This is a genomic window from Psychrobacillus sp. FSL K6-1464, assembly GCF_038003145.1.
Lineage (GTDB): Bacteria > Bacillota > Bacilli > Bacillales_A > Planococcaceae > Psychrobacillus > Psychrobacillus psychrotolerans.
In genome coordinates, this window is record NZ_JBBOOP010000001.1 from 1297127 (window position 1) to 1317911 (window position 20785).

The following is a 20785-nucleotide window of genomic DNA, read 5'->3' on the forward strand; positions in this document are numbered from 1 at the left end:
TGGAGGAGTGAAAGCAGTGAGTAGTGAATTTTTAGATGCGTTAACTGCGCTCGAACAACAAAAGGGAATTTCAAGAGATGTTTTAATAGAAGCAATAGAAGCTGCTTTAGTAACTGCTTATAAAAGAAATTTTAACCAAGCCCAAAATGTTCGTGTCGATATTAACCTAGCTACTGGTACTATGCTTGTTTATTCAAGAAAAGATGTAGTAGAAGAAGTAGCAGACGACCGTCTGCAAGTATCCTTAGAGGATGCTCAAGTTATAAATCCACACTATGCGATTGGTGATGTAGTTGAAGAGGAAGTTACACCACGTAATTTCGGTCGTATTGCAGCTCAAACGGCGAAGCAAGTTGTTACTCAACGTGTACGTGAAGCTGAACGTGGTCTTATCTACGAAGAATATGTGGATCGTGAAGATGATATTGTAAATGGTATTGTAGAACGATTAGATGCTCGTAATATTTACGTGGGATTAGGAAAAGTTGAGGCTGTATTACCAGCAAATGAACAAATTCAAACAGAGACATTCCGACCACATGAACGTATTAAAGTGTATATAACGAAAGTAGAACGTACTACTCGTGGACCACAAGTATTTGTTTCTAGAACTCACCCTGGCTTACTTCGTCGTTTGTTTGAAATGGAAGTTCCAGAAATCTTTGAAGGTATTGTAGAGATTAAGTCTATTGCTCGTGAAGCAGGGGACCGCTCGAAGATATCCGTTTTTGCACATAATGACGAAATTGATCCTGTTGGTTCATGTGTTGGTGCAAAGGGAGCTCGAGTACAAACAATTGTGAACGAGTTAAGTGGAGAGAAAATTGACATAGTTGAATGGTCTGAAGATCCAGTAGTGTTTGTTGCAAATGCGCTTAGTCCTTCTAAAGTAATCGACGTTCAAGTAAATGAAGATGAAAAATCTACAACGGTAGTAGTACCAGATTATCAGTTGTCACTTGCAATTGGTAAGAGAGGTCAAAATGCTCGTCTTGCAGCAAAACTGACTGGCTGGAAAATCGATATTAAGAGCGAAACAGATGCAAGAGAACTTGGAATTTATCCAAATGAAAATTCTCCACAGCTTATCGTAGAAAAAATGGATGAAGAAGAATTGGATGATTTCGATTTTTATAAAGAAGAACAATAAGCAAGGATGGTGATTTAAAATGGCGGTTCAAAAGAAAATACCGTTACGTAAATGTGTTGCTACTGGTGAAATGTTTCCGAAAAAAGAAATGATTCGTATAGTCCGTTCGAAAGAAGGAGAAGTTTCCGTAGACCTAACAGGTAAAAAATCTGGTCGTGGCGCTTATGTATCCAAATCTATCGAAGCGGTAAACCAAGCGAAAAAGAAAAATTCACTAGGCACTCATTTAGAAGCACCAATTCCAAATGAAGTATATGACCAGTTAATCGTTGTTATTGAAAGAGATAAACTCAAATGAAAATAGAAGAACAGATATCTAATCTTTTAGGTTTAGCGACTCGAGCAAGAAAAACAATAACTGGTGAAGAATTAGTTGTAAAAGAAATAAGAAGCCAAAAGGCAAAACTAGTTGTTTTATCAAATGACGCTTCTAAAAATACAGCAAAAAAAATTAATGATAAATGTGCATCTTTTAACGTTGAGCTGCATGTCTTTGGAGACCGGCACGATCTCGGACATGCGACGGGAAAAGAGGCCAGGGTGGCAATAGCCATTATGGATGACGGTTTCGCTAAAAAACTGTCCGGCCTTCTCAACGAATATAACCGGGGGTGAGCTAATGACTAAAATCAGAGTTCATGAATATGCGAGACAAATAGATAAATCGAGTAAAGAAGTTATTGAGCAATTAGGAAAGATGAATATTCAAGTGACGAATCATATGTCTACACTTGAAGGAGAAACTATCTCTAAACTAGATGGTATTTATAAAAATTCTTCACAGTCAAATACTAAACCTGCTTCAACATCTTCAAAACCTGCACAACAGACTCAATCAAGACCATCAAACTCAAACCAAGGTCAACAAAGACCAACATCTGGCGGGCAATCAAGACCGTCTAACCAAAGTCAACAAAGACCAACATCTGGTGGCCAATCAAGACCGTCTAACCAAGGCCAACAAAGACCGGCATCTGGCGGACAGTCAAGACCGTCTAACCAAGGTCAACAAAGACCAACATCTGGCGGACAATCAAGACCGTCTAACCAAACGAATACAAATGCTGCAGCTTCAGGAAGTAATACGCAATCTAGCAGCACGCAAGGAACAAATAACCAACCTAAAAAGACGTTTACAAATAACAAAGCTCCAGCGGGTGCTTATCGTCCAGGTGGTCAAAATCGTCCAGGTGGCAATAGACCGGGTCAAAAATTCCAAAAACGTAGAAAAGGTCCTACTACACCAGTTCAACCACCAGTACCAAGAAAAGAACGTGAACTTCCAGCGAAGATTACGTTTACCGATTCTTTAACTGTTCTTGAACTTTCGAAAAAAATTGGTCGTGAACCAGCAGAAATTATCAAAAAATTATTCCTACTTGGCGTAATGGCAACAATAAACCAAGTATTAGATAAGGATGCAATTGAACTTATTTGTGCAGACTATGGTGTAGAAGTTGAAGAAGAAATCCGTATCGACATTACTGATTTAGAAGTTCACTTCGATCCAACGCCAGAAGACAGCACTAATCAATCAGAGCGTCCACCAGTTGTTACAATTATGGGTCACGTCGATCATGGTAAAACAACACTTCTTGACTCAATTCGTCATACAAAAGTAACTGCAGGAGAAGCCGGTGGTATTACTCAACATATCGGTGCTTACATGATTGAAGACAACGACAAGAAGATTACATTCCTAGATACACCAGGACATGCTGCATTTACGACAATGCGTGCACGTGGTGCAAAAATTACGGATATCACGATTCTTGTAGTTGCAGCTGATGATGGTGTTATGCCTCAAACAGTAGAAGCTATTAACCATGCGAAAGCTGCTGAAGTGCCAATTATCGTAGCAGTAAATAAAATGGATAAACCATCTGCCAATCCTGACCGTGTAATGCAAGAGTTAACAGAGCATGGCTTAGTTCCTGAGGCATGGGGTGGAGATACTATCTTCGTACCAATCTCAGCACTAAAAGGAGAAGGAATCGACAACTTGTTAGAAATGGTTTTACTTGTTTCAGAAGTTGGAGAGTTAAGAGCAAATCCAAAACGTCTTGCTTTAGGAACTGTAATTGAAGCTCAACTTGACAAAGGTCGTGGTTCTGTTGCTACATTACTAGTTCAAGATGGTACATTAAAAGTTGGAGACCCTATCGTTGTTGGTCATGCATTCGGACGCGTAAGAGCAATGGTTAATGATCTTGGTCGCCGTGTGAAAGAGGCAGGACCATCTACTCCAGTTGAAATAACTGGTCTAAACGAAGTGCCACAAGCTGGAGACCGCTTTGTAGTATTCGAAGATGAAAAAACAGCTCGACAAGTTGGAGAGTCTCGTGCATCAGAAGCACAAGTTACTCAACGCTCAGAAAAAACTCGTGTAACATTAGACAATTTATTTGATCAAATGAAACAAGGGGAAATGAAAGAACTTAACTTAATCGTTAAAGCAGACGTACAAGGAACTGTTGAAGCGATGGCTGCTTCCCTTATGAAGATAGATGTAGAAGGTGTTAACGTTCGCATCATTCATACTGGAGCTGGAGCAATTACAGAATCAGATATTAGTTTGGCAGCTGCATCGAATGCAATTGTTATCGGATTTAACGTTCGTCCAGATACAAATGCAAAACGTATGGCCGACCAAGAAGGCGTAGATATTCGTTTACACCGTATTATTTATAAAGTAATCGAAGAAATTGAATTTGCAATGAAGGGGCTACTTGACCCTGAGTTCCAAGAAAAAATTATCGGTCAAGCCGAAATTCGTGAAACTTTCAAAGTATCTAAAGTTGGTACGATTGCTGGTTCTTACGTAACGGAAGGTAAAATTTCTAGAGATAGTGGTGTACGTGTTATTCGTGAAGGAATTGTTATTTTCGAAGGCGAACTAGATACGCTAAAACGCTTTAAAGATGACGCTAAAGAAGTTGCTAAAGGATATGAGTGTGGTATCACGATTAAAAACTTCAATGATATCAAAGAAGGCGATATCGTGGAAGCTTATATCATGGAAGAAATTAAACGCTAATGATTGTCTATGCAGACTGTGAATTTCTCATTCCTACTGCACATTCTTTAAAAGAAAAACGAGCTGTTCTTCAAAGAATGCTCACAAGAACAAAACAAAAGTATAATGTTTCTATTTCAGAATTAGATCATCAGGATACGTGGCAGCGTACTAGCATTGGAATCGTTGCAATTGCTTCTCAAAAAGATGCGGCCGAACGAGAGCTAATGAACGCAATCCGATTTCTTGAATCTAATCCTGAATGGGAATGTATTAATATAAGTAAAGAATACTTATAAAAGAAAATGAGGTGTAGCGATCATGTCAATGCGTGCTAACCGAGTTGCTGAGCAAATGAAAAAAGAATTGGGCGAAATTATCGGACGAAAATTAAAGGACCCACGTATAGGTTTTGTCACTATCACAGATGTAGCTGTTACTGGTGATTTACAACAAGCGACCATTTATGTTACGGTGCTTGATGGAAACCGCGCGGATACTTTAAGAGCTTTAGAACAAGCTAAAGGATTTATTCGTTCTGAAATAGGTCAACGTATTCGCTTACGTATAACGCCTGAACTAATCTTTGAATATGATGAATCTGCAGCATATGGTAATCGTATAGATGATTTATTAAGACAAATTAATAAGCCATCTGAGTAATAAAAACTAAGAAGTCTGCTTTGTTATTAAAGCAGACTTCTTTGTTATATATACAAGGGGTGAACTGGATGTACGAAGGAATATTGCCTTTATGGAAAGAAAAAGGAATGACCTCACACGATTGTGTTTTTAAACTTAGAAAAATATTGAAGATGAAAAGAATTGGCCATACAGGAACATTGGATCCAAGTGTGGAAGGAGTTTTACCTATTTGTTTAGGGCAGGCTACAAAAGTGTCAGAATATATAATGGATCAAGGAAAGACGTATATAGCTACTATTTCTATTGGTACATCAACAACTACTGAAGATGCAGACGGTGACATCGTTGTAAATGACATAACTCCTAAGTCTTTTTCTCGTGAACAAATTTTAGAAGTATTAGCGAAACTGACTGGGGAGATTACTCAAATTCCCCCGATGTATTCTGCAGTAAAAGTGAATGGAAAAAAACTATATGAATACGCTCGAGAAGGAAAAGAAGTAGAACGCCCAAGTAGGAAAGTGATGATTCGCAATATAAGATTATTGGATGAAGCCCCTACTTTTTCAGGACAAGAAGTTACGTTCAACATTGAAGTCGACTGTGGAAAAGGTACCTATATTCGTACCCTTGCTGTTCAAATCGGTGAATTACTGGGATATCCAGCACATATGTCATCTCTAGTAAGAACAGCTTCTGGAAGCTTTTCTAAAGATCAGTGTCTCACTTTAAGTGAGGTGCAAGCTGCTGTGGATGAAGGTTCATTATCTGTAACATTACTTCCCTTAAAAGATGCATTAGCGACTTGGCCAACAGTTGAAGTCAATGATGATAACAACAAAAGTATAACTAATGGACAAGTAGTAGAAATTCATCCGTTATTAGCTGAAAACGAAAAAATAGTTTTCGAACTGTTGGAAAATCCGATAGCAGTTTATATTAAACATCCGACGAAAAGTGGTATGATGAAACCAGAAAAAATGTTTTCATCTGAAAAAGGAGATTAATATGGACGTATATCACTTATCCTATCCAAACCATTTATTTAAAAATGATAAAAATGAAGCTTACTCTTTAGCGATTGGTTTTTTCGACGGAGTGCATAAAGGGCATCAAGCAGTCATTCAGGAAGCCCTCGATAAAGGGAAAGAGAAGAATATCAAAACAGCTGTGATGACATTTGATCCGCATCCTTCATTAGTACTTGGTGGCAGAAAAGAGAAAGTATTTTATATTACACCTATTCAAGAAAAAACAGATATATTGCAAAGCTTAGGGGTAGATGCAGTTTTTGTTGTTCGGTTTACTTCCGATTTTGCAAAGTTAACACCCGAAAAGTTTATAGAATTCTTTATAAACGGGACGAATGTCAAACACGTTACAGCCGGCTTTGACTTTTCATTTGGAGCTTTTGGTAAAGGTACCATGAAAGATATGGAGATTCTTTCTGAAGGGAAATATTCTGTATCAGTCGTAGAGAAAAAACAGCTCGTGGACGAGAAGATTAGCTCAACTAGAATAAGAGCTGAGCTAACGGCGGGTAATATGGAGCAAGTCAGAGAATTATTAGGCCGACCTTTCAAGTTAACAGGAGTTGTGATCCATGGTGACAAAAGAGGGAGAACTATAAACTTTCCAACGGCGAATGTTGAACCGACCGAAGGGCAATTTACACCAGCAACTGGCGTGTACGCAGTTAAAATACGCGTTCAGGAGACTTGGCATGAGGGAGTATGTAATGTAGGTTACAAACCAACATTTAATAATCCCGATGAAAAAAGACTTTCTATTGAAGTACATATTTTTGATTTTGATCAATCTATTTATGGTGAGGAAGTAACGGTCCATTGGTATAAGCGAATTAGATCGGAACAAAAGTTCAATGGAATTGACGAGTTAAAAGAACAAATTGGAAAAGACAAGCAAGTTGCCATTGAGTTTTTTAAAAATGAAAATAAATAATAAAGATAGCTACCGGAGATTAATTTCGGTAGCTTTTTTAAAAAATAGAAAAATATTGTGTTTTAAGAGTCAAAAAATGAATAAATAATACTTGTGATTTCCGTTTCAGGTGGACGCGTTTCGCGGGGTGAGCGATGAGCTATCACCGTCGCTAGCGCGTCGCTGTGATATCTCATCTGTCTCACTCATCCCGCTGAAGTCGCCACCTTACTCTCCAATCAATTGAGTGAGTAGTACTTAACTATTGATAGATCATAGCTTCTCGCATATAGAATAATAGTAGCCAAATTTTATATAGGGATATAACAGTCTAATATTGAATTGGGCTGTTATCATGTAACAAAGAATGTAGAAAGTGGATTTTCTTTATCTTAGTCTCTGTCAGCCAAAATTTCAATCATATAAAGTGGATATAATTGATTGGAGCGCAGAGCGGCGACTCCAGTGGGAACAGCACGAGCTGACCCAGGACTGAGCATAAGCGAGGGAAGCGGCTGAAGTCGTGCCCACGGAAAGCGTCCGCTCGGAGCGGAAATCAATGGCCTATCTACATTTGTATTTTTAGAGGATCGTTTTTTTACTTTGTTTTTAAAAGAATAATTCAATCTTGTTACTTACTAATTAGTTGCTTCACCAATCTATTTATGATAATCTTTATAAGTACAATACCGTACTTAACCTTTCCTTGGCTTTTTCGATTCTCCAACGATTGCTCAGGATTAGGGGATAACAAGAATTTTAGGAGGAAACCAACATGGCAATTACACAAGAACGCAAAAATGAATTAATCGCTGAGTACAGAACTCACGAAAGTGATACTGGATCTGCTGATATTCAAATCGCAATTCTTACAGAAGAGATTAACTCTTTAAACGAACATTTACGTACTCATAAGAAAGATCATCACTCACGTCGTGGTCTATTCAAAATGGTTGGACGTCGCCGTAACTTATTAAAATACTTACGTGAAAACGAAGTATCACGTTACCGTGATCTAATCGCAAAACTTGGTTTACGTCGATAAGATTCGATTTAGGAAAGCGGGATTTATCCCGCTTTTTCTTTTGCATAAAAAACTTCGCATAGTTGAAAGATTTTTGATACACTACTTATGATACATATAACTTTTATATACCCTTTTTTAAAGGAGTTTTTGAAGTCGAGAGGAGTCCAGATTACATGAGTGAAAAGAAAGTATTTACGTACGAATGGGCAGGACGCCCGTTGCAAGTAGAAATAGGACAACTTGCAAAACAAGCGAACGGGGCAGTATTAGTACGATATGGTGATACAACTGTATTATCTGTAGCAACTGCATCGAAAAACCCTAAGAATTTAGATTTCTTCCCTTTAACTGTGAACTATGAAGAAAAACTTTACGCTGTAGGTAAAATCCCAGGCGGATTTATCAAACGTGAAGGACGTCCTTCAGAACGAGCAATCTTAACAAGTCGTTTGATTGACCGTCCAATTCGTCCTTTATTCCCAGATGGTTTCCGTAATGAAGTTCAAGTGATTTCAATCGTGATGTCTGTTGATCAAAACTGTTCTTCTGAGATGGCGGCAATGTTAGGTTCATCTTTAGCGCTTAGCGTTTCAGATATCCCATTTGACGGTCCAATAGCTGGCGTTCAGGTAGGTTTAATTGGAGAAGAACTAATTATCAATCCAACTGTAGAGCAAATGGGTAAGAGCACTTTAGACTTGGTAGTAGCCGGGACAAAAGATGCGATTAACATGGTTGAAGCAGGGGCTAAAGAAGTTTCAGAGGAAACGGTACTTGAGGCAATTATGTTCGGTCATAATGAAATTATCAAGTTAATCGAATTCCAAGAAAAAGTAGTAGCTGAAGTTGGAAAAGCGAAAAAAGATATTCCTCTTTTTGAGTTAGATAAAGTGCTTTTTGAAGAAGTAAAAGGTATTTGTGAAACAAAACTTGTACAAGCAATACAAGTACAAGAAAAACATGCTCGTGAAGATGCTATTACTGAAGTGAAAACAGAAGTCATTGCACTTTATACAGAAAAAGAAGCAACTGATGAGACGTTGAAGCAAGTACGTGAAATTTTAGATGCAATGGTGAAAGATGAAGTTCGTCGTTTGATAACAGAAGACAAAATTCGTCCTGATGGTCGTGGAGTAGCGGAAATTCGTCCACTATCTTCAGAAGTTGGCGTATTACCTAGAACTCACGGTTCTGGATTGTTTACACGTGGACAAACACAAGCTTTGAGCATATGTACTTTAGGGCCCCTTGGTGATGTGCAAATTATCGATGGAATTGGCTTAGAAGAAACAAAACGTTTCATGCATCACTATAACTTCCCTCAGTTTAGTGTAGGAGAAACTGGTCCTATCCGTGCTCCAGGTCGTCGCGAAATTGGTCATGGTGCTTTAGGAGAGCGCGCTCTAGAGGCAGTTCTTCCAGATGAAGCTGATTTCCCATACACACTTCGTTTAGTAGCAGAAGTGTTAGAATCCAATGGATCAACATCACAAGCTAGTATTTGTGCATCAACTCTAGCAATGATGGATGCAGGTGTTCCTTTGAAAGCACCAGTTGCCGGGATTGCAATGGGACTTGTGAAAAAAGGTGAACATTATACTGTGTTAACGGATATTCAGGGAATGGAAGATCATCTTGGAGATATGGACTTTAAAGTAGCTGGTACATCTAAAGGTATTACAGCACTTCAAATGGATATTAAAATTGATGGACTATCAAGAACAATTCTTGAAGAAGCGTTAGAGCAAGCTAAAATTGGTCGTATGCAAATTTTAGAAAGTATGCTTGCAACAATTTCTGATCCACGTGAGAAACTGTCCAAATATGCACCTAAAATTGTTGTGATTAAGATTAATCCGGATAAAATCCGTGATGTAATTGGACCAGGTGGTAAACAAATTAATAAAATTATCGATGAAACTGGCGTGAAAATTGATACAGAGCAAGATGGTACAATTTATATCGCATCAGCTGATGAAGAGATGATTGCACGTGCAAAAGAAATTATCGAGAACATTGTACGAGTAGCGCAAGTTGGCGAATATTATCTTGGGAAAGTTAAACGAATTGAAAAATTCGGTGCTTTCGTAGAATTATTCACTGGCAAAGATGGCTTATTGCATATTTCCGAAATTCAAGAAGAACGTACGAAAAATGTGGAAGATGTTCTAAAACTTGGGGATGAGCTATTAGTGAAAGTAATTGAAATTGATAATCAAGGTCGTGTCAATTTATCTCGTAAAATTGTTGTAAAAGAAGAAAAAGAACGCGCTGAGCAACAAGAAAACAAATAATTAATCAATTACATCAGCATGACAAAAAAGGTTGACCGTAGCCGTGTTGCTACGGCAACCTTTTTAAATAGCTGAATAGAATAAACTGAGGTGTTAATTTGATAAATAAAATAACTTGTAAAAATGGAATACGAATTGTTTCAGAACATATTCCTTATGTACGATCTGTGGCTGTAGGGATTTGGGTCGAGGCAGGATCAAGGTATGAGTTACCAGAAGAAAATGGCTTAACTCATTTTATTGAGCATATGTTATTTAAAGGAACTGAAACGAGAACTGCGAAACAAATTGCAGAAGAATTTGATCGTATTGGTGGTAATATCAATGCTTTCACTTCTAAAGAGAATACATGCTACTATGCAAAAGTATTAGATCATCATGCAGAACATGCGGTGGAAATACTAGCAGATATGTTTTTCCACTCTCAATTTGATGCAAATGAAATTGAGAAAGAAAGACAGGTTGTTCTGGAAGAGATTAATATGGTAGAGGACACACCAGATGATATTGTGCATGAATATTTATGGCAAGCGATGTACGAAAATGACCCGCTTGGTGCGCCTATTTTAGGCACAGAGGAAACGTTGAATTGTTTCACAAAAGAAACGATTCAAGCATACATGAAAAAACATTATACCCCAGAAAATGTAGTTATATCTGTTGCGGGTAATATTCCAGAAGGACTACTAGAGTATATTGAAACATTATTTAGCCAACTAGAAAAATCGAGTAATGAGAAAATACCTATGGCAACTCCAGAGTTGAGAGCAGTACATGTCGAAAACTTTAGAGAAACTGAGCAAGCGCATCTTTGTTTAGCCTATCCAAGTTTAAGTGTAAAGGCTGATAACATTTATAGCCTAGTTGTGATGAACAATATCTTGGGTGGAAGTATGTCTTCTAGGCTTTTCCAAGAAATCAGAGAAGAAAAAGGTCTTGCTTACTCGATCTATTCTTATCATTCGTCATATGAAGATACTGGTGCTCTTGCTATTTATGGTGGGACTTCTAGCAACCAATTGGAAGAACTATCTATGTCAATTCAGCAAGCGATACAAAATGTTCTTGAAAAAGGATTCACCGAAACAGAAGTATCTAATGCAAAAGAGCAATTGAAAGGTAATCTACTCCTTGGCTTAGAAAGCTCCAATGCTCGAATGAGCCGTAATGGTAAAAATGAATTGCTGTATGGTGAACATCGTTCATTAGATGAAGTAAGTGCGTCAATTGATGAAGTCTCCTTACAATCGGTAATGGATCTTGCTGCAGAGACATTTTCCCATAAACCAGCCATCTCAATCATTAAACCAAAAGTCGATCAAATTTGATCGGCTTTTTTTATATGGGAAATATATTTTTTGTTTTTTAAGGACCAGGCGTCTTCTTTCCCGTTTTTTTATATTCACTTTGTACTGAGAAATGGCATATATATAAATAGAAATCAATAAGGGGGAGAATGATTGTTACTTTCGGAACTTGCAGAAAAAGAGCTGATCCAAGTTAAGGACGGGGCGAGATATGGCAAACTAGCAGACACTGAGTTACTCTTCAATCCTGAAAATGGGAAAATAGAAGGTTTTGAAGTTTTTCAAAAAACAGGATCCTTTTTTCAAGGAAATAAATCAGCGAAAAAAAAGGAATTTATCTCATGGGAAGAAATAATTCTCATTGGTAAAGATAGAATTCTGTTTAATGAGGCAAACAATGAAATTGGAAATAGTGAATATTCGTGAAAAAAAAATGTGCAATCATAGGTACAGACGCCCGTCTATCGTTTTTGAAGGAAACATTAGATAACGAACTAGAAGTGAAAATCTTTCCAACGACGATTTGGACGGAAGAACTAAAAGTCGCAATAATGGATTTTCAACCTACCATCATTTTTTTACCTATTCCACCATTACAAATAGATAGTTCTTTCGTTTTGCCTGAGTCATGTCTTCTCCTTTTCGTTGGAAAAACGAATACAGAAATTGAACAGGAAATACAAAATAGCCAGGTCCATGCTTTTTATTATTTAGAGGATGAACAGTGGATTTGGGAAAATGCAAATCTTACAGCAGAGGGATTTATATATAATTTTTATAGAAGTGAAAACGAATCTATTTATAATAAAAAATTCATCATAACTGGGTATGGAAGAGTGGGAAAAAGACTTGCTTTTGCTCTACATCATTTGGGCGCAGAGGTAATTATCTCGGTTCGCTCTGAACATCAATTATTTGAGGCAAAAAGCTATGGATATCAGATAGAACAATTTGAGCATGTTGTTCATAATCAAGAAGCAGATACCAGCTATCTGATAAACACTATTCCAAACAGATGGCTGAGCACGTCTGATACGGCTAGATTTAAAAAAGTGTATGATCTAGCTTCAAATCCAGGATGTTTACTCGAGTCAGCCAATTCAATCCCAACAAATTATATCCATTCAACTAGCTTACCAGGATTGTATTTTCCCAAAGATGCAGGATATTTGATAGCAAAAGCTGTGCAAACTCAATTGGCTCTACTGGAGGGGGAAAAATAGTGTTAAAAGGTTTTCGAATTGGATTAGGAATAACTGCTTCTCATTGTACTTATGAGGAAGTTATCCCAATGATTAAACAGTTTACTGATCTAGGGGCAACTGTAGTTCCTATTATTACGTATTCTGTATTAACTGCGGCAACACGTTTTGGAACAGGGGAAGAATGGATTGAGAAAATAGAAGAGGCAAGTGGTAGTAAAGTAGTCTCAAAAATAGTGGAGGCAGAACCATTTGGACCTACAAACCCACTGGATTGTATGGTAATTGCTCCGATGACAGGCAACTCTATTAGTAAGCTTGCAAATGCCCAAACAGATTCACCTGTGTTGATGGCGGCAAAAGCAACATTGCGAAATGGAAAACCAGTAGTTCTTGGAATATCCACAAATGATGCATTAGGATTGAATGGAATGAACATTATGAAATTACTTTCTACTAAAAACATATACTTTATCCCCTTTGGCCAAGATAATCCTCATAGCAAACCAAACTCACTCATTGCTGACTTTACAAAAATAATTCCAACAGTTGAACATGCGATTCAATTCAAACAATTCCAGCCTTTGCTCATAAGTCATAAATTATAAATATTGATGAAGATGTATTTTCATGTATAATAAAATACAATATCAAAAATAGCATAGGTCTAGGGGGAGAGCTTTTCATGTCACAAGGTTATACAGTAGCAATTGTAGGAGCGACAGGAGCAGTTGGTCAAAAAATCATTGAAAAATTAGTAGAAAGAAGTTTTCCATACAAAACGTTAAAGCTATTAGCTTCTAAAAAATCAGCGGGTAAACAAGTAGAGGTAGATGGAAGTTCTTATACTATTGAAGAAGCAACACCTGAAGCTTTTGAAGGTGTAGATGTAGCATTTTTCTCTGCAGGTGGTTCAATTTCTAAAGTTCTAGCAAAAGAAGCTAGCAATAGAGGGGCAATCGTAATTGATAACACAAGCGCCTTCCGGATGGATAAAGATACACCACTTGTAGTTCCTGAAGTAAATAAACAAGCCTTACATGAGCAAACAGGGATTATTGCTAATCCAAATTGTTCTACTATTCAGATGGTTTGCGCACTTGAACCAATTCGTCAGAAATTTGGTCTAACCAAAGTAATAGTTTCAACTTACCAAGCGGTATCGGGTGCCGGAGCTGCTGCAATTAATGAATTGACAACACAAAGTGAAGGTATAAAAGATAAACAAGCAAAACCAGAAATCTTACCTGTTAAAAGTGCTGAAAAGCATTATCCTATCGCAGGTAATGTTATTCCTCAAATTGACGTGTTCACCGAAGATGGATTCACTTTTGAGGAACATAAAATGATGGATGAAACTAAAAAAATTATGTCTTTACCAAATCTTGCTATTGCAGCAACTTGTGTAAGAGTGCCCGTTGTTACCGGACATTCCGAATCTGTCTATGTAGAGGTAGATCAAGAGAATGTATCAATCGATCAGCTAAAACAACTACTTGCAAACTCAGAGGGGATTACGTTACAAGACGCTCCTGACCAACAATTTTATCCTATGCCGTACTATGCAGATGGTAAAGACGATGTATTTGTAGGACGCTTAAGAAAAGATCCTTCCAACGATAAAGGATTTCATATGTGGATAGTATCAGATAATTTATTGAAAGGTGCAGCGCTAAACTCTATACAAATTGCAGAAGCACTTATTGCTGAAGGTATATTAAAAGAGGTGTAAAAATGAAGATAGGAACAATTGCTACGGCAATGGTTACCCCATTTCAAATAGATGGTTCCATCAATTATACTGTGACAGAATTATTAATTGAACATTTACTTTCGACAGGGACTGACTCTCTTGTCGTTTGTGGGACAACAGGAGAATCTCCAACTTTAACAATGGAAGAAAAACTTAAATTTATTAAATTCGTAGTAGAGAAAGTAAACAAAAGAGTACCTGTCATAGCAGGTACTGGAAGTAATAGCACAGCCGCATCCATTGACTTGTCTATAAAGGCTGAGGCTCTGGGAGTGGATGGCCTAATGATTGTCACCCCTTATTATAACAAACCCAATCAACGCGGGCTGATAGCTCATTATGAAGCTATTGCAAATGAAACAATACTGCCAATTATCATATACAATATTCCAAGCCGTTCTGTTATCAATATGGAACTTGATACATTGGTAGCTTTAAGTGAAATACCCTCCATTAAGTTTTTAAAAGATGCTAGTGGTAATTTAGATCAGATGACTCGAATAATGGCTAAAACAAAAGGGAATTTAGAAGTGTATAGCGGAGATGATTCACTGACTCTTCCATTACTAGCAATAGGGGGTACTGGAGTAATTTCGGTTGCTTCCCATATTGTAGGAAATGATATGAAGAAAATGATGGAAGCTTTTCAAAATGGAAATCATACGGAAGCTGCAAGAATTCATCAATCATTATTGCCGTTAATACAGGCACTCTTCAAACACCCCAACCCGATTGTCGTAAAATATGCGCTTTCTAAGATAGGATTAGAAGTGGGAAGCTTACGCTTACCACTCACTGAGATGACAGAAAGAGAAAAGCAGGAATTTGATGTAATCTGGGATGAATATTTGATTACTCAATAATTTGGCAGAAAGGCTGAAGATTTCCTATTTCAGCCTTTTTTTTATTTGTGTGAATCGCTGACGTCAGATATAATGAAAATACGTGGATGTTGGTCGGGTTAACTTCTTTTATAAAAAATTTAACAAGCTAACGTAAATAGATATCTCCCACCCTTGGAAAGGGCGGAGAGACGAATACTAATTAATAGGTAATAAAGATTCAGGAAGTACAAGCATTTGCTAGAAAGTAAAGCTTTCGGAGGATGTAAAAGGTGTTGAATGGAGTCTTAGACTACAGAAAGCCTAAAATCGTATTACTATTCGATAGTTGCAAACTGAACTGCATGACGCAGGACTAAGCACCATACACATCTAGATACAATTTCTCTGTGGCGTAATTGATTTATAGGAGGAAAAGATTTGGTAAAAGTAAAAAATGAACTTATTCGAATTATACCGCTCGGTGGAGTTGGAGAAATCGGAAAAGCAATGTACGTAGTAGAAATAGATGAAGAAATTTTTGTCGTAGATAGTGGTTTAATGTTCCCAGAAAATGAAATGCTAGGAATAGATATTGTAATTCCTGACATTACGTACTTAGTAGAAAACAAGGATCGTGTAAAAGGGATCTTCTTAACACACGGTCACGAAGATGCGATTGGTTCCATTTCATATTTACTTCAAAAAGTACAAGCACCGGTATATGGCTCTAAATTGACTATTGCTTTAGCAAAAACGCATTTAAAAGCGTTACCGACGAAACAACCAGTCAAGTTTTTCGAAGTAACAAATAAAAGTCGCATGAATTTCCAAGGAACCTATGTTACTTTTTTCCATACAACGCATAGTATTCCTGATTCTCTTGGGATTGTATTCCATACGTCTGAAGGTGCAATCGTTCATACCGGAGAATTTAAGTTTGACCAATCGGCTAAAGGAAAGTATCGTCCTGACATAGCAAAAATTGCTGGTTTAGGAGAAGATGGTGTATTTATACTTCTATCTGATTCAACAGAAGCAGAAAGACCAGGTTATACAACTTCTGAAGCGGTAATCGAAAACCAATTATCAGAAACATTCCACGCTGCTAAAGGTCGTATACTAGTCGCACTATATGCATCTAATTTTATACGAATTCAACAAGTTATCGACAAAGCAATTGAAACAGGCAAAAAAGTCGCAATTGCAGGAAAAAGCTTAGAAAATATTTTCGAAATAGGGTTAGATCTAGGGTATTTCACTGTAGAAGAGGAGACAATTATTTCTATCAAGGAAATCTCTAAATACAATGATGAAAATATTGTAGTTATTGTCTCAGGTACACAAGGTGAACCACTAGAAGCCTTAGAAAAAATGATCCGTAAGCATCATAAAGATATTAAAATAAAAGATACAGATACTGTCTTGATCACGTTTACACCTTCCCCAGGTATGGAGGTAGGAATGTATAATACGATGAACCAAATTGCAAAAGTTGGAGCAAAAGTTCTTACTTCTGAAAAAAATGTTCATGTATCAGGTCATGGTAGTCAAGAAGATTTAAAAATGATGTTAAATCTAACAAAACCTAAATACTTTATACCAATTCAAGGGGAATATCGCATGTTGATAGCCCATTCAAAATTGGCTCAAGCAATTGGTATGACCAAATCGGAAATTTTCATCGCCGATAAAGGGGATATCGTAGAATATAAGAGTGGTAAAATGAGAATGAGTGGTCGAGTTCAAGCTGGCAATATCTTAATAGATGGAATCGGTGTTGGAGATGTAGGCAATATTGTTTTACGCGATCGCAAGCTGCTTTCACAAGATGGTATATTTATTGTTGTTGTTACTTTAAACCGAGCACAGAAGAAAATTGCTTCTGGACCAGAAATTCTTTCGAGAGGATTTGTTTATGTTCGTGAATCTGAAGAACTAATGGAAGAGTCTGCTAAGCTGGTCAGAACTGTTGTTGAAAAATATGTGAATAAAGAAACGTTTGAATGGACAAACATTAAACAAGAAATCCGTGATACGCTAAATTCATATTTATTCCAACAAACCAAAAGACGTCCAATGATTATCCCTATTATTATGGAATATTAATATGAATAAAGGATTTCCTTTCCGAATACGGAAGGAAATCCTTTTTATCTTAAAAGACAAGAAAGTATATAAAAAAGTAACTTGAATAAGGCATCCGTGGCAGGGGAAAGAATGAATAGTATTCTGATTTCAATACAGTTGGACGATTTCTGCGTGTACGACTAGTATGAGGGAAATGTCTGTCCATAATCCTCCCGAAAACGTTCGTTGCCTGTTTAAGGACCTGGCGCATATTTCTTTTTTTTCTTCTAATAGATTTTTAAAATTACTTAGAAAGTAGGTGACACTTTGGCAAGAAAGAAAAAAAGACCAACTAAAAAGCCGTCAAAAACAATGCATCCGCTCCTTTATGAAATTATTGGACTATTAATTATTGGATTATCCATTATTTCGTTTTTTGAATATGGGCTTGTGGGTGAATTTTTGTCTTATATTAGTTATTTCTTATTTGGGAATTGGCATATTGCAGTTCCATTTATGCTAATCGTGTATGCACTTATTATAATGATCAAACAATCCGTACCGGCATGGAACCATAGATTACTTTTAGGTTGTGCTTTTGTTTTGGGAAGTTTATTGTTATTTAGCCATATCGCATTATTTCAACAATTATTTGAAGGAAAAGCATTAGTAACCAACTCTGTTTTAAGAGAAAGCTATCGCGTTCTAGTAGAAAGCGGTGGGATTACTAATAGAAATACCTCATTAGGCGGCGGAATAATAGGTGCAATACTTTTTGCATCATTCCATGTTCTGTTTGCTTCGGCCGGTGCAAAAGTAGCGGGCTGGCTAATGTTATTTATAGGAATTGTGTTACTGACTGGAAAAGCCTTAGTTCCTTACTTAGTAGAAACGTTTCCGAAGCTAAAAGAAAGCTTCCTAAACAGACCGAAAAAAAAGAAGAAAAAACCTACACCTACAGCTACTCCTGTTAGTGGTCAGTCCCGTCGAAACAAAAAACAGGCTGCACAGGAAGAGGCTGTAACTGTAATAGAAGCAGTTCCTTTAGAAACAGAAGAAGAGGAGCAGTCTACTTCACCGATCATATCTGCATTTACCGAACGTATAGCTAGAAAAGAAGTGGTAGAGCAGCCATCTGAACCCGTTGAACCTATAGAGATTAATTTGGAAAATGAAGCAGTTGAGAATGAAGATTATCAACTACCTTCTATTAGTTTGTTAGATGCACCTGCTCATAGTGATCAAAGTGGTGAATTGAATGCGATTCAAGCTAATGCTAAAAAACTAGAACAAACATTTTTAAGTTTTGGTGTTAAGGCAAAGGTTACTCAAGTTCACTTAGGTCCAGCAGTAACAAAATATGAAGTTCTACCTGATGTAGGGGTGAAAGTTAGTAGGATCGTTAGTTTACATGATGATCTAGCTTTGGCCTTAGCAGCGAGAGATATTCGGATTGAGGCACCTATACCTGGGAAGTCGGCGATAGGGATCGAAGTACCAAATAAGGAAGTAGCTATTGTGAGTTTGAGAGAAGTTTTGGAATCAGAAGAAAATAATATGCCGAGTCAGAAGCTATTAATTGGCTTTGGACGCGATGTAACTGGGCAAGCTGTGCTGGCCCAATTAAATAAAATGCCACATTTACTAGTAGCCGGATCTACTGGAAGTGGGAAGAGTGTCTGTATCAATGGCATAATTACAAGTATAATGATGCGAGCAAAACCGCATGAAGTGAAAATGATGATGATTGATCCAAAAATGGTAGAGCTTAATATGTATAATGGGATACCGCATCTACTTGCACCCGTTGTAACGGATCCACGAAAAGCATCACAGGCCTTGAAGAAAATAGTCTCTGAAATGGAAAGAAGATATGAGTTGTTTTCTCATACAGGCACAAGAAATATGCAAGGGTACAATGAGCATATTGACAGATGGAACGAAGAGAATGAAGAAAAACATCCGAAACTTCCGTTTATAGTGGTTATAGTAGATGAATTAGCGGACTTAATGATGGTTGCTTCTAGTGATGTAGAAGATTCTATCACTCGCTTGGCTCAGATGGCTCGTGCAGCTGGGATTCATTTGATTATTGCTACACAAAGACCGAGCGTTGACGTGATAACAGGGATTATTAAAGCTAATATTCCTTCAAGAATTGCATTTGCAGTTTCCTCAGCAATTGACTCCAGAACTATTTTAGATATGGGAGGAGCAGAAAAACTATTAGGTAGAGGGGATATGTTATTTCTTCCAGCCGGTAGCTCGAAGCCAGTCCGAGTACAAGGGGCATTTTTATCAGATGCAGAAGTTGAAAGAATTGTAGATTTTGTTATTGAACAACAAAAGGCTAATTATCAAGATGAAATGATTCCAGATGAAGTGCAAGAGTCGGCAGAACAGTTAGATAGAGATGAATTATATGATGATGTTGTGCAACTAGTAACTGAAATGCAAACTGCTTCCGTCTCATTACTTCAAAGAAGATTTAGAATTGGTTATTCCAGAGCAGCCAGAATTATCGATCAGCTAGAACTTAGTGGGGTTGTCGGACCTTATGAGGGAAGTAAGCCAAGACAAGTACTGGTTTCTAAACACTCTGTGGATGATGATATTATGTAACCTAAAAGGTTAAATAGTATCACACTTTATAGAAAAAGTATGACAAAATAATTACAAATTCACATACTTTTTGTATCAACTTTTAAAATAATATAAATAAAAGTATTTATTTCATGTATTAAAAATGTTATAGTATGACTGATTAGTAGGAAAGTTTTACATCAGAGGTCTGATCTCTTCAAAATGGTGGTGTTTTAGATGACAATAAAAGTAGACCATCGGCATTTATATTTACAAGTGATTGATCGTCTTAAACAAGACATCGATAAGGGCTTATTCAAAGAAAAGGAAAAGCTTCCTTCAGAATTTGAATTGGCCAAGTCATTAGGAGTAAGTCGCGCAACTTTAAGAGAAGCTCTTCGCTTATTGGAAGAAGAAAATGTAATAGTCAGAAGACATGGAGTGGGCACGTTTGTAAATTCTAAGCCCATTTTCACGTCTGGTATCGAACAGCTTTCTAGCGTCTCATCTATGATTCGTAAGGCTGGAATGGAACCAGGTACAGTTTACTTGAGTTCTATGCAAGCGATTCCATCTGAGGATGATATTTTAAGATTCCAGTGTGGAGATGAGCAATCGATTGTTACAATGGAACGTGTCCGTACTGCAAATGACGAACCGGTTGTGTATTGTGTCGATAAGGTTCCGAAAAATTATTTACCTAATGATTTTCTCATTAGAGAAGAAGGCTCTATTTTTACTGCATTAGAAGAGTCTGGAGAAATACATATTTCATATGCGGTGACTTACATTGATCCTGTGGGTTACCACGAGATCGCATCTCCTACTTTGAACTGTGAGCCAGAAACTTCCTTGCTTGTTTTAAAACAACTCCATTACGATGAAAACGATCGTGTGGTTTTGTACTCGAAGAATTATTTTCGAGCGGATAAATTTAGCTTTCACGTTGTTCGGAAAAGGGTGTAAAATGCAACAA

General features: G+C 37.2%; 19 protein-coding genes. All 19 read left to right on the plus strand.

Annotated features, from left to right (window positions below; genetic code table 11):
* Positions 1-16 precede the first annotated feature (16 nt).
* The 19 genes from nusA to MKX39_RS06290 all read left to right on the plus strand — a co-directional run bounded on the left by nusA (position 17) and on the right by MKX39_RS06290 (position 20775).
* The gene (gene nusA, locus MKX39_RS06200) at positions 17-1150 is read left to right on the plus strand and encodes a transcription termination factor NusA (RefSeq protein ID WP_340761949.1); all 1134 of its coding nucleotides are present in this window, start codon (positions 17-19) and stop codon (positions 1148-1150) included.
* Between the two features lie 19 nt (positions 1151-1169).
* Positions 1170-1448, plus strand: a complete 279-nt coding sequence (gene rnpM / locus MKX39_RS06205; protein WP_093535079.1) for an RNase P modulator RnpM — start codon at positions 1170-1172, stop codon at positions 1446-1448.
* On the plus strand, positions 1445-1765 hold the full coding sequence (locus MKX39_RS06210) for a YlxQ family RNA-binding protein (RefSeq protein WP_093535077.1): 321 nt from the start codon (positions 1445-1447) through the stop codon (positions 1763-1765). The genes rnpM and MKX39_RS06210 overlap by 4 nt, the downstream gene beginning before the upstream one ends.
* Before the next feature lie 4 nt (positions 1766-1769).
* A complete protein-coding gene (infB, locus tag MKX39_RS06215) occupies positions 1770-4187 on the plus strand; it encodes a translation initiation factor IF-2 (RefSeq protein ID WP_340768765.1) in 2418 nt (805 codons plus the stop codon).
* Complete coding sequence (locus tag MKX39_RS06220; protein ID WP_093535073.1) at positions 4187-4465, plus strand: DUF503 domain-containing protein; 279 nt, start codon at positions 4187-4189, stop codon at positions 4463-4465. Before infB ends, MKX39_RS06220 begins: the two co-directional genes overlap by 1 nt.
* A gap of 22 nt (positions 4466-4487) precedes the next feature.
* On the plus strand, positions 4488-4829 hold the full coding sequence (rbfA, locus tag MKX39_RS06225) for a 30S ribosome-binding factor RbfA (RefSeq protein ID WP_093535071.1): 342 nt from the start codon (positions 4488-4490) through the stop codon (positions 4827-4829).
* A gap of 68 nt (positions 4830-4897) precedes the next feature.
* On the plus strand, positions 4898-5818 hold the full coding sequence (gene truB / locus MKX39_RS06230) for a tRNA pseudouridine(55) synthase TruB (RefSeq protein WP_340768766.1): 921 nt from the start codon (positions 4898-4900) through the stop codon (positions 5816-5818).
* A gap of 1 nt (position 5819) precedes the next feature.
* The gene (ribF, locus tag MKX39_RS06235) at positions 5820-6773 is read left to right on the plus strand and encodes a riboflavin biosynthesis protein RibF (RefSeq protein ID WP_340768767.1); all 954 of its coding nucleotides are present in this window, start codon (positions 5820-5822) and stop codon (positions 6771-6773) included.
* A gap of 754 nt (positions 6774-7527) precedes the next feature.
* Positions 7528-7797, plus strand: coding sequence for a 30S ribosomal protein S15 (rpsO, locus tag MKX39_RS06240; RefSeq protein ID WP_090562453.1), 270 nt, complete (start codon positions 7528-7530; stop codon positions 7795-7797).
* 155 nt (positions 7798-7952) lie between these two features.
* Positions 7953-10073 carry a polyribonucleotide nucleotidyltransferase gene (pnp, locus tag MKX39_RS06245; RefSeq protein WP_340768769.1) on the plus strand — a complete coding sequence of 707 codons (2121 nt, stop codon included), beginning with the start codon at positions 7953-7955 and terminating at the stop codon, positions 10071-10073.
* A gap of 98 nt (positions 10074-10171) precedes the next feature.
* Positions 10172-11401, plus strand: a complete 1230-nt coding sequence (locus MKX39_RS06250) for a M16 family metallopeptidase (RefSeq protein WP_340768770.1) — start codon at positions 10172-10174, stop codon at positions 11399-11401.
* A 132-nt stretch (positions 11402-11533) separates the two neighbouring features.
* Complete coding sequence (locus MKX39_RS06255) at positions 11534-11806, plus strand: YlmC/YmxH family sporulation protein (protein ID WP_093535061.1); 273 nt, start codon at positions 11534-11536, stop codon at positions 11804-11806.
* Complete coding sequence (locus MKX39_RS06260) at positions 11803-12603, plus strand: NAD(P)-dependent oxidoreductase (RefSeq protein WP_340768772.1); 801 nt, start codon at positions 11803-11805, stop codon at positions 12601-12603. Before MKX39_RS06255 ends, MKX39_RS06260 begins: the two co-directional genes overlap by 4 nt.
* Complete coding sequence (locus MKX39_RS06265; RefSeq protein ID WP_093535057.1) at positions 12603-13190, plus strand: dipicolinate synthase subunit B; 588 nt, start codon at positions 12603-12605, stop codon at positions 13188-13190. The genes MKX39_RS06260 and MKX39_RS06265 overlap by 1 nt, the downstream gene beginning before the upstream one ends.
* 77 nt (positions 13191-13267) lie before the next feature.
* Entirely contained in the window at positions 13268-14314 is a 1047-nt protein-coding gene (locus tag MKX39_RS06270; protein WP_093535055.1) for an aspartate-semialdehyde dehydrogenase, read from the plus strand.
* A 2-nt stretch (positions 14315-14316) separates the two neighbouring features.
* Positions 14317-15198 carry a 4-hydroxy-tetrahydrodipicolinate synthase gene (dapA, locus tag MKX39_RS06275; RefSeq protein WP_340768774.1) on the plus strand — a complete coding sequence of 294 codons (882 nt, stop codon included), beginning with the start codon at positions 14317-14319 and terminating at the stop codon, positions 15196-15198.
* Between the two features lie 399 nt (positions 15199-15597).
* Positions 15598-17265, plus strand: coding sequence for a ribonuclease J (locus tag MKX39_RS06280; RefSeq protein ID WP_093535051.1), 1668 nt, complete (start codon positions 15598-15600; stop codon positions 17263-17265).
* 333 nt (positions 17266-17598) lie between these two features.
* Complete coding sequence (locus MKX39_RS06285) at positions 17599-19848, plus strand: FtsK/SpoIIIE family DNA translocase (protein ID WP_340764412.1); 2250 nt, start codon at positions 17599-17601, stop codon at positions 19846-19848.
* 198 nt (positions 19849-20046) lie between these two features.
* The gene (locus tag MKX39_RS06290; RefSeq protein WP_340768775.1) at positions 20047-20775 is read left to right on the plus strand and encodes a GntR family transcriptional regulator; all 729 of its coding nucleotides are present in this window, start codon (positions 20047-20049) and stop codon (positions 20773-20775) included.
* Positions 20776-20785: the final 10 nt, after the last annotated feature.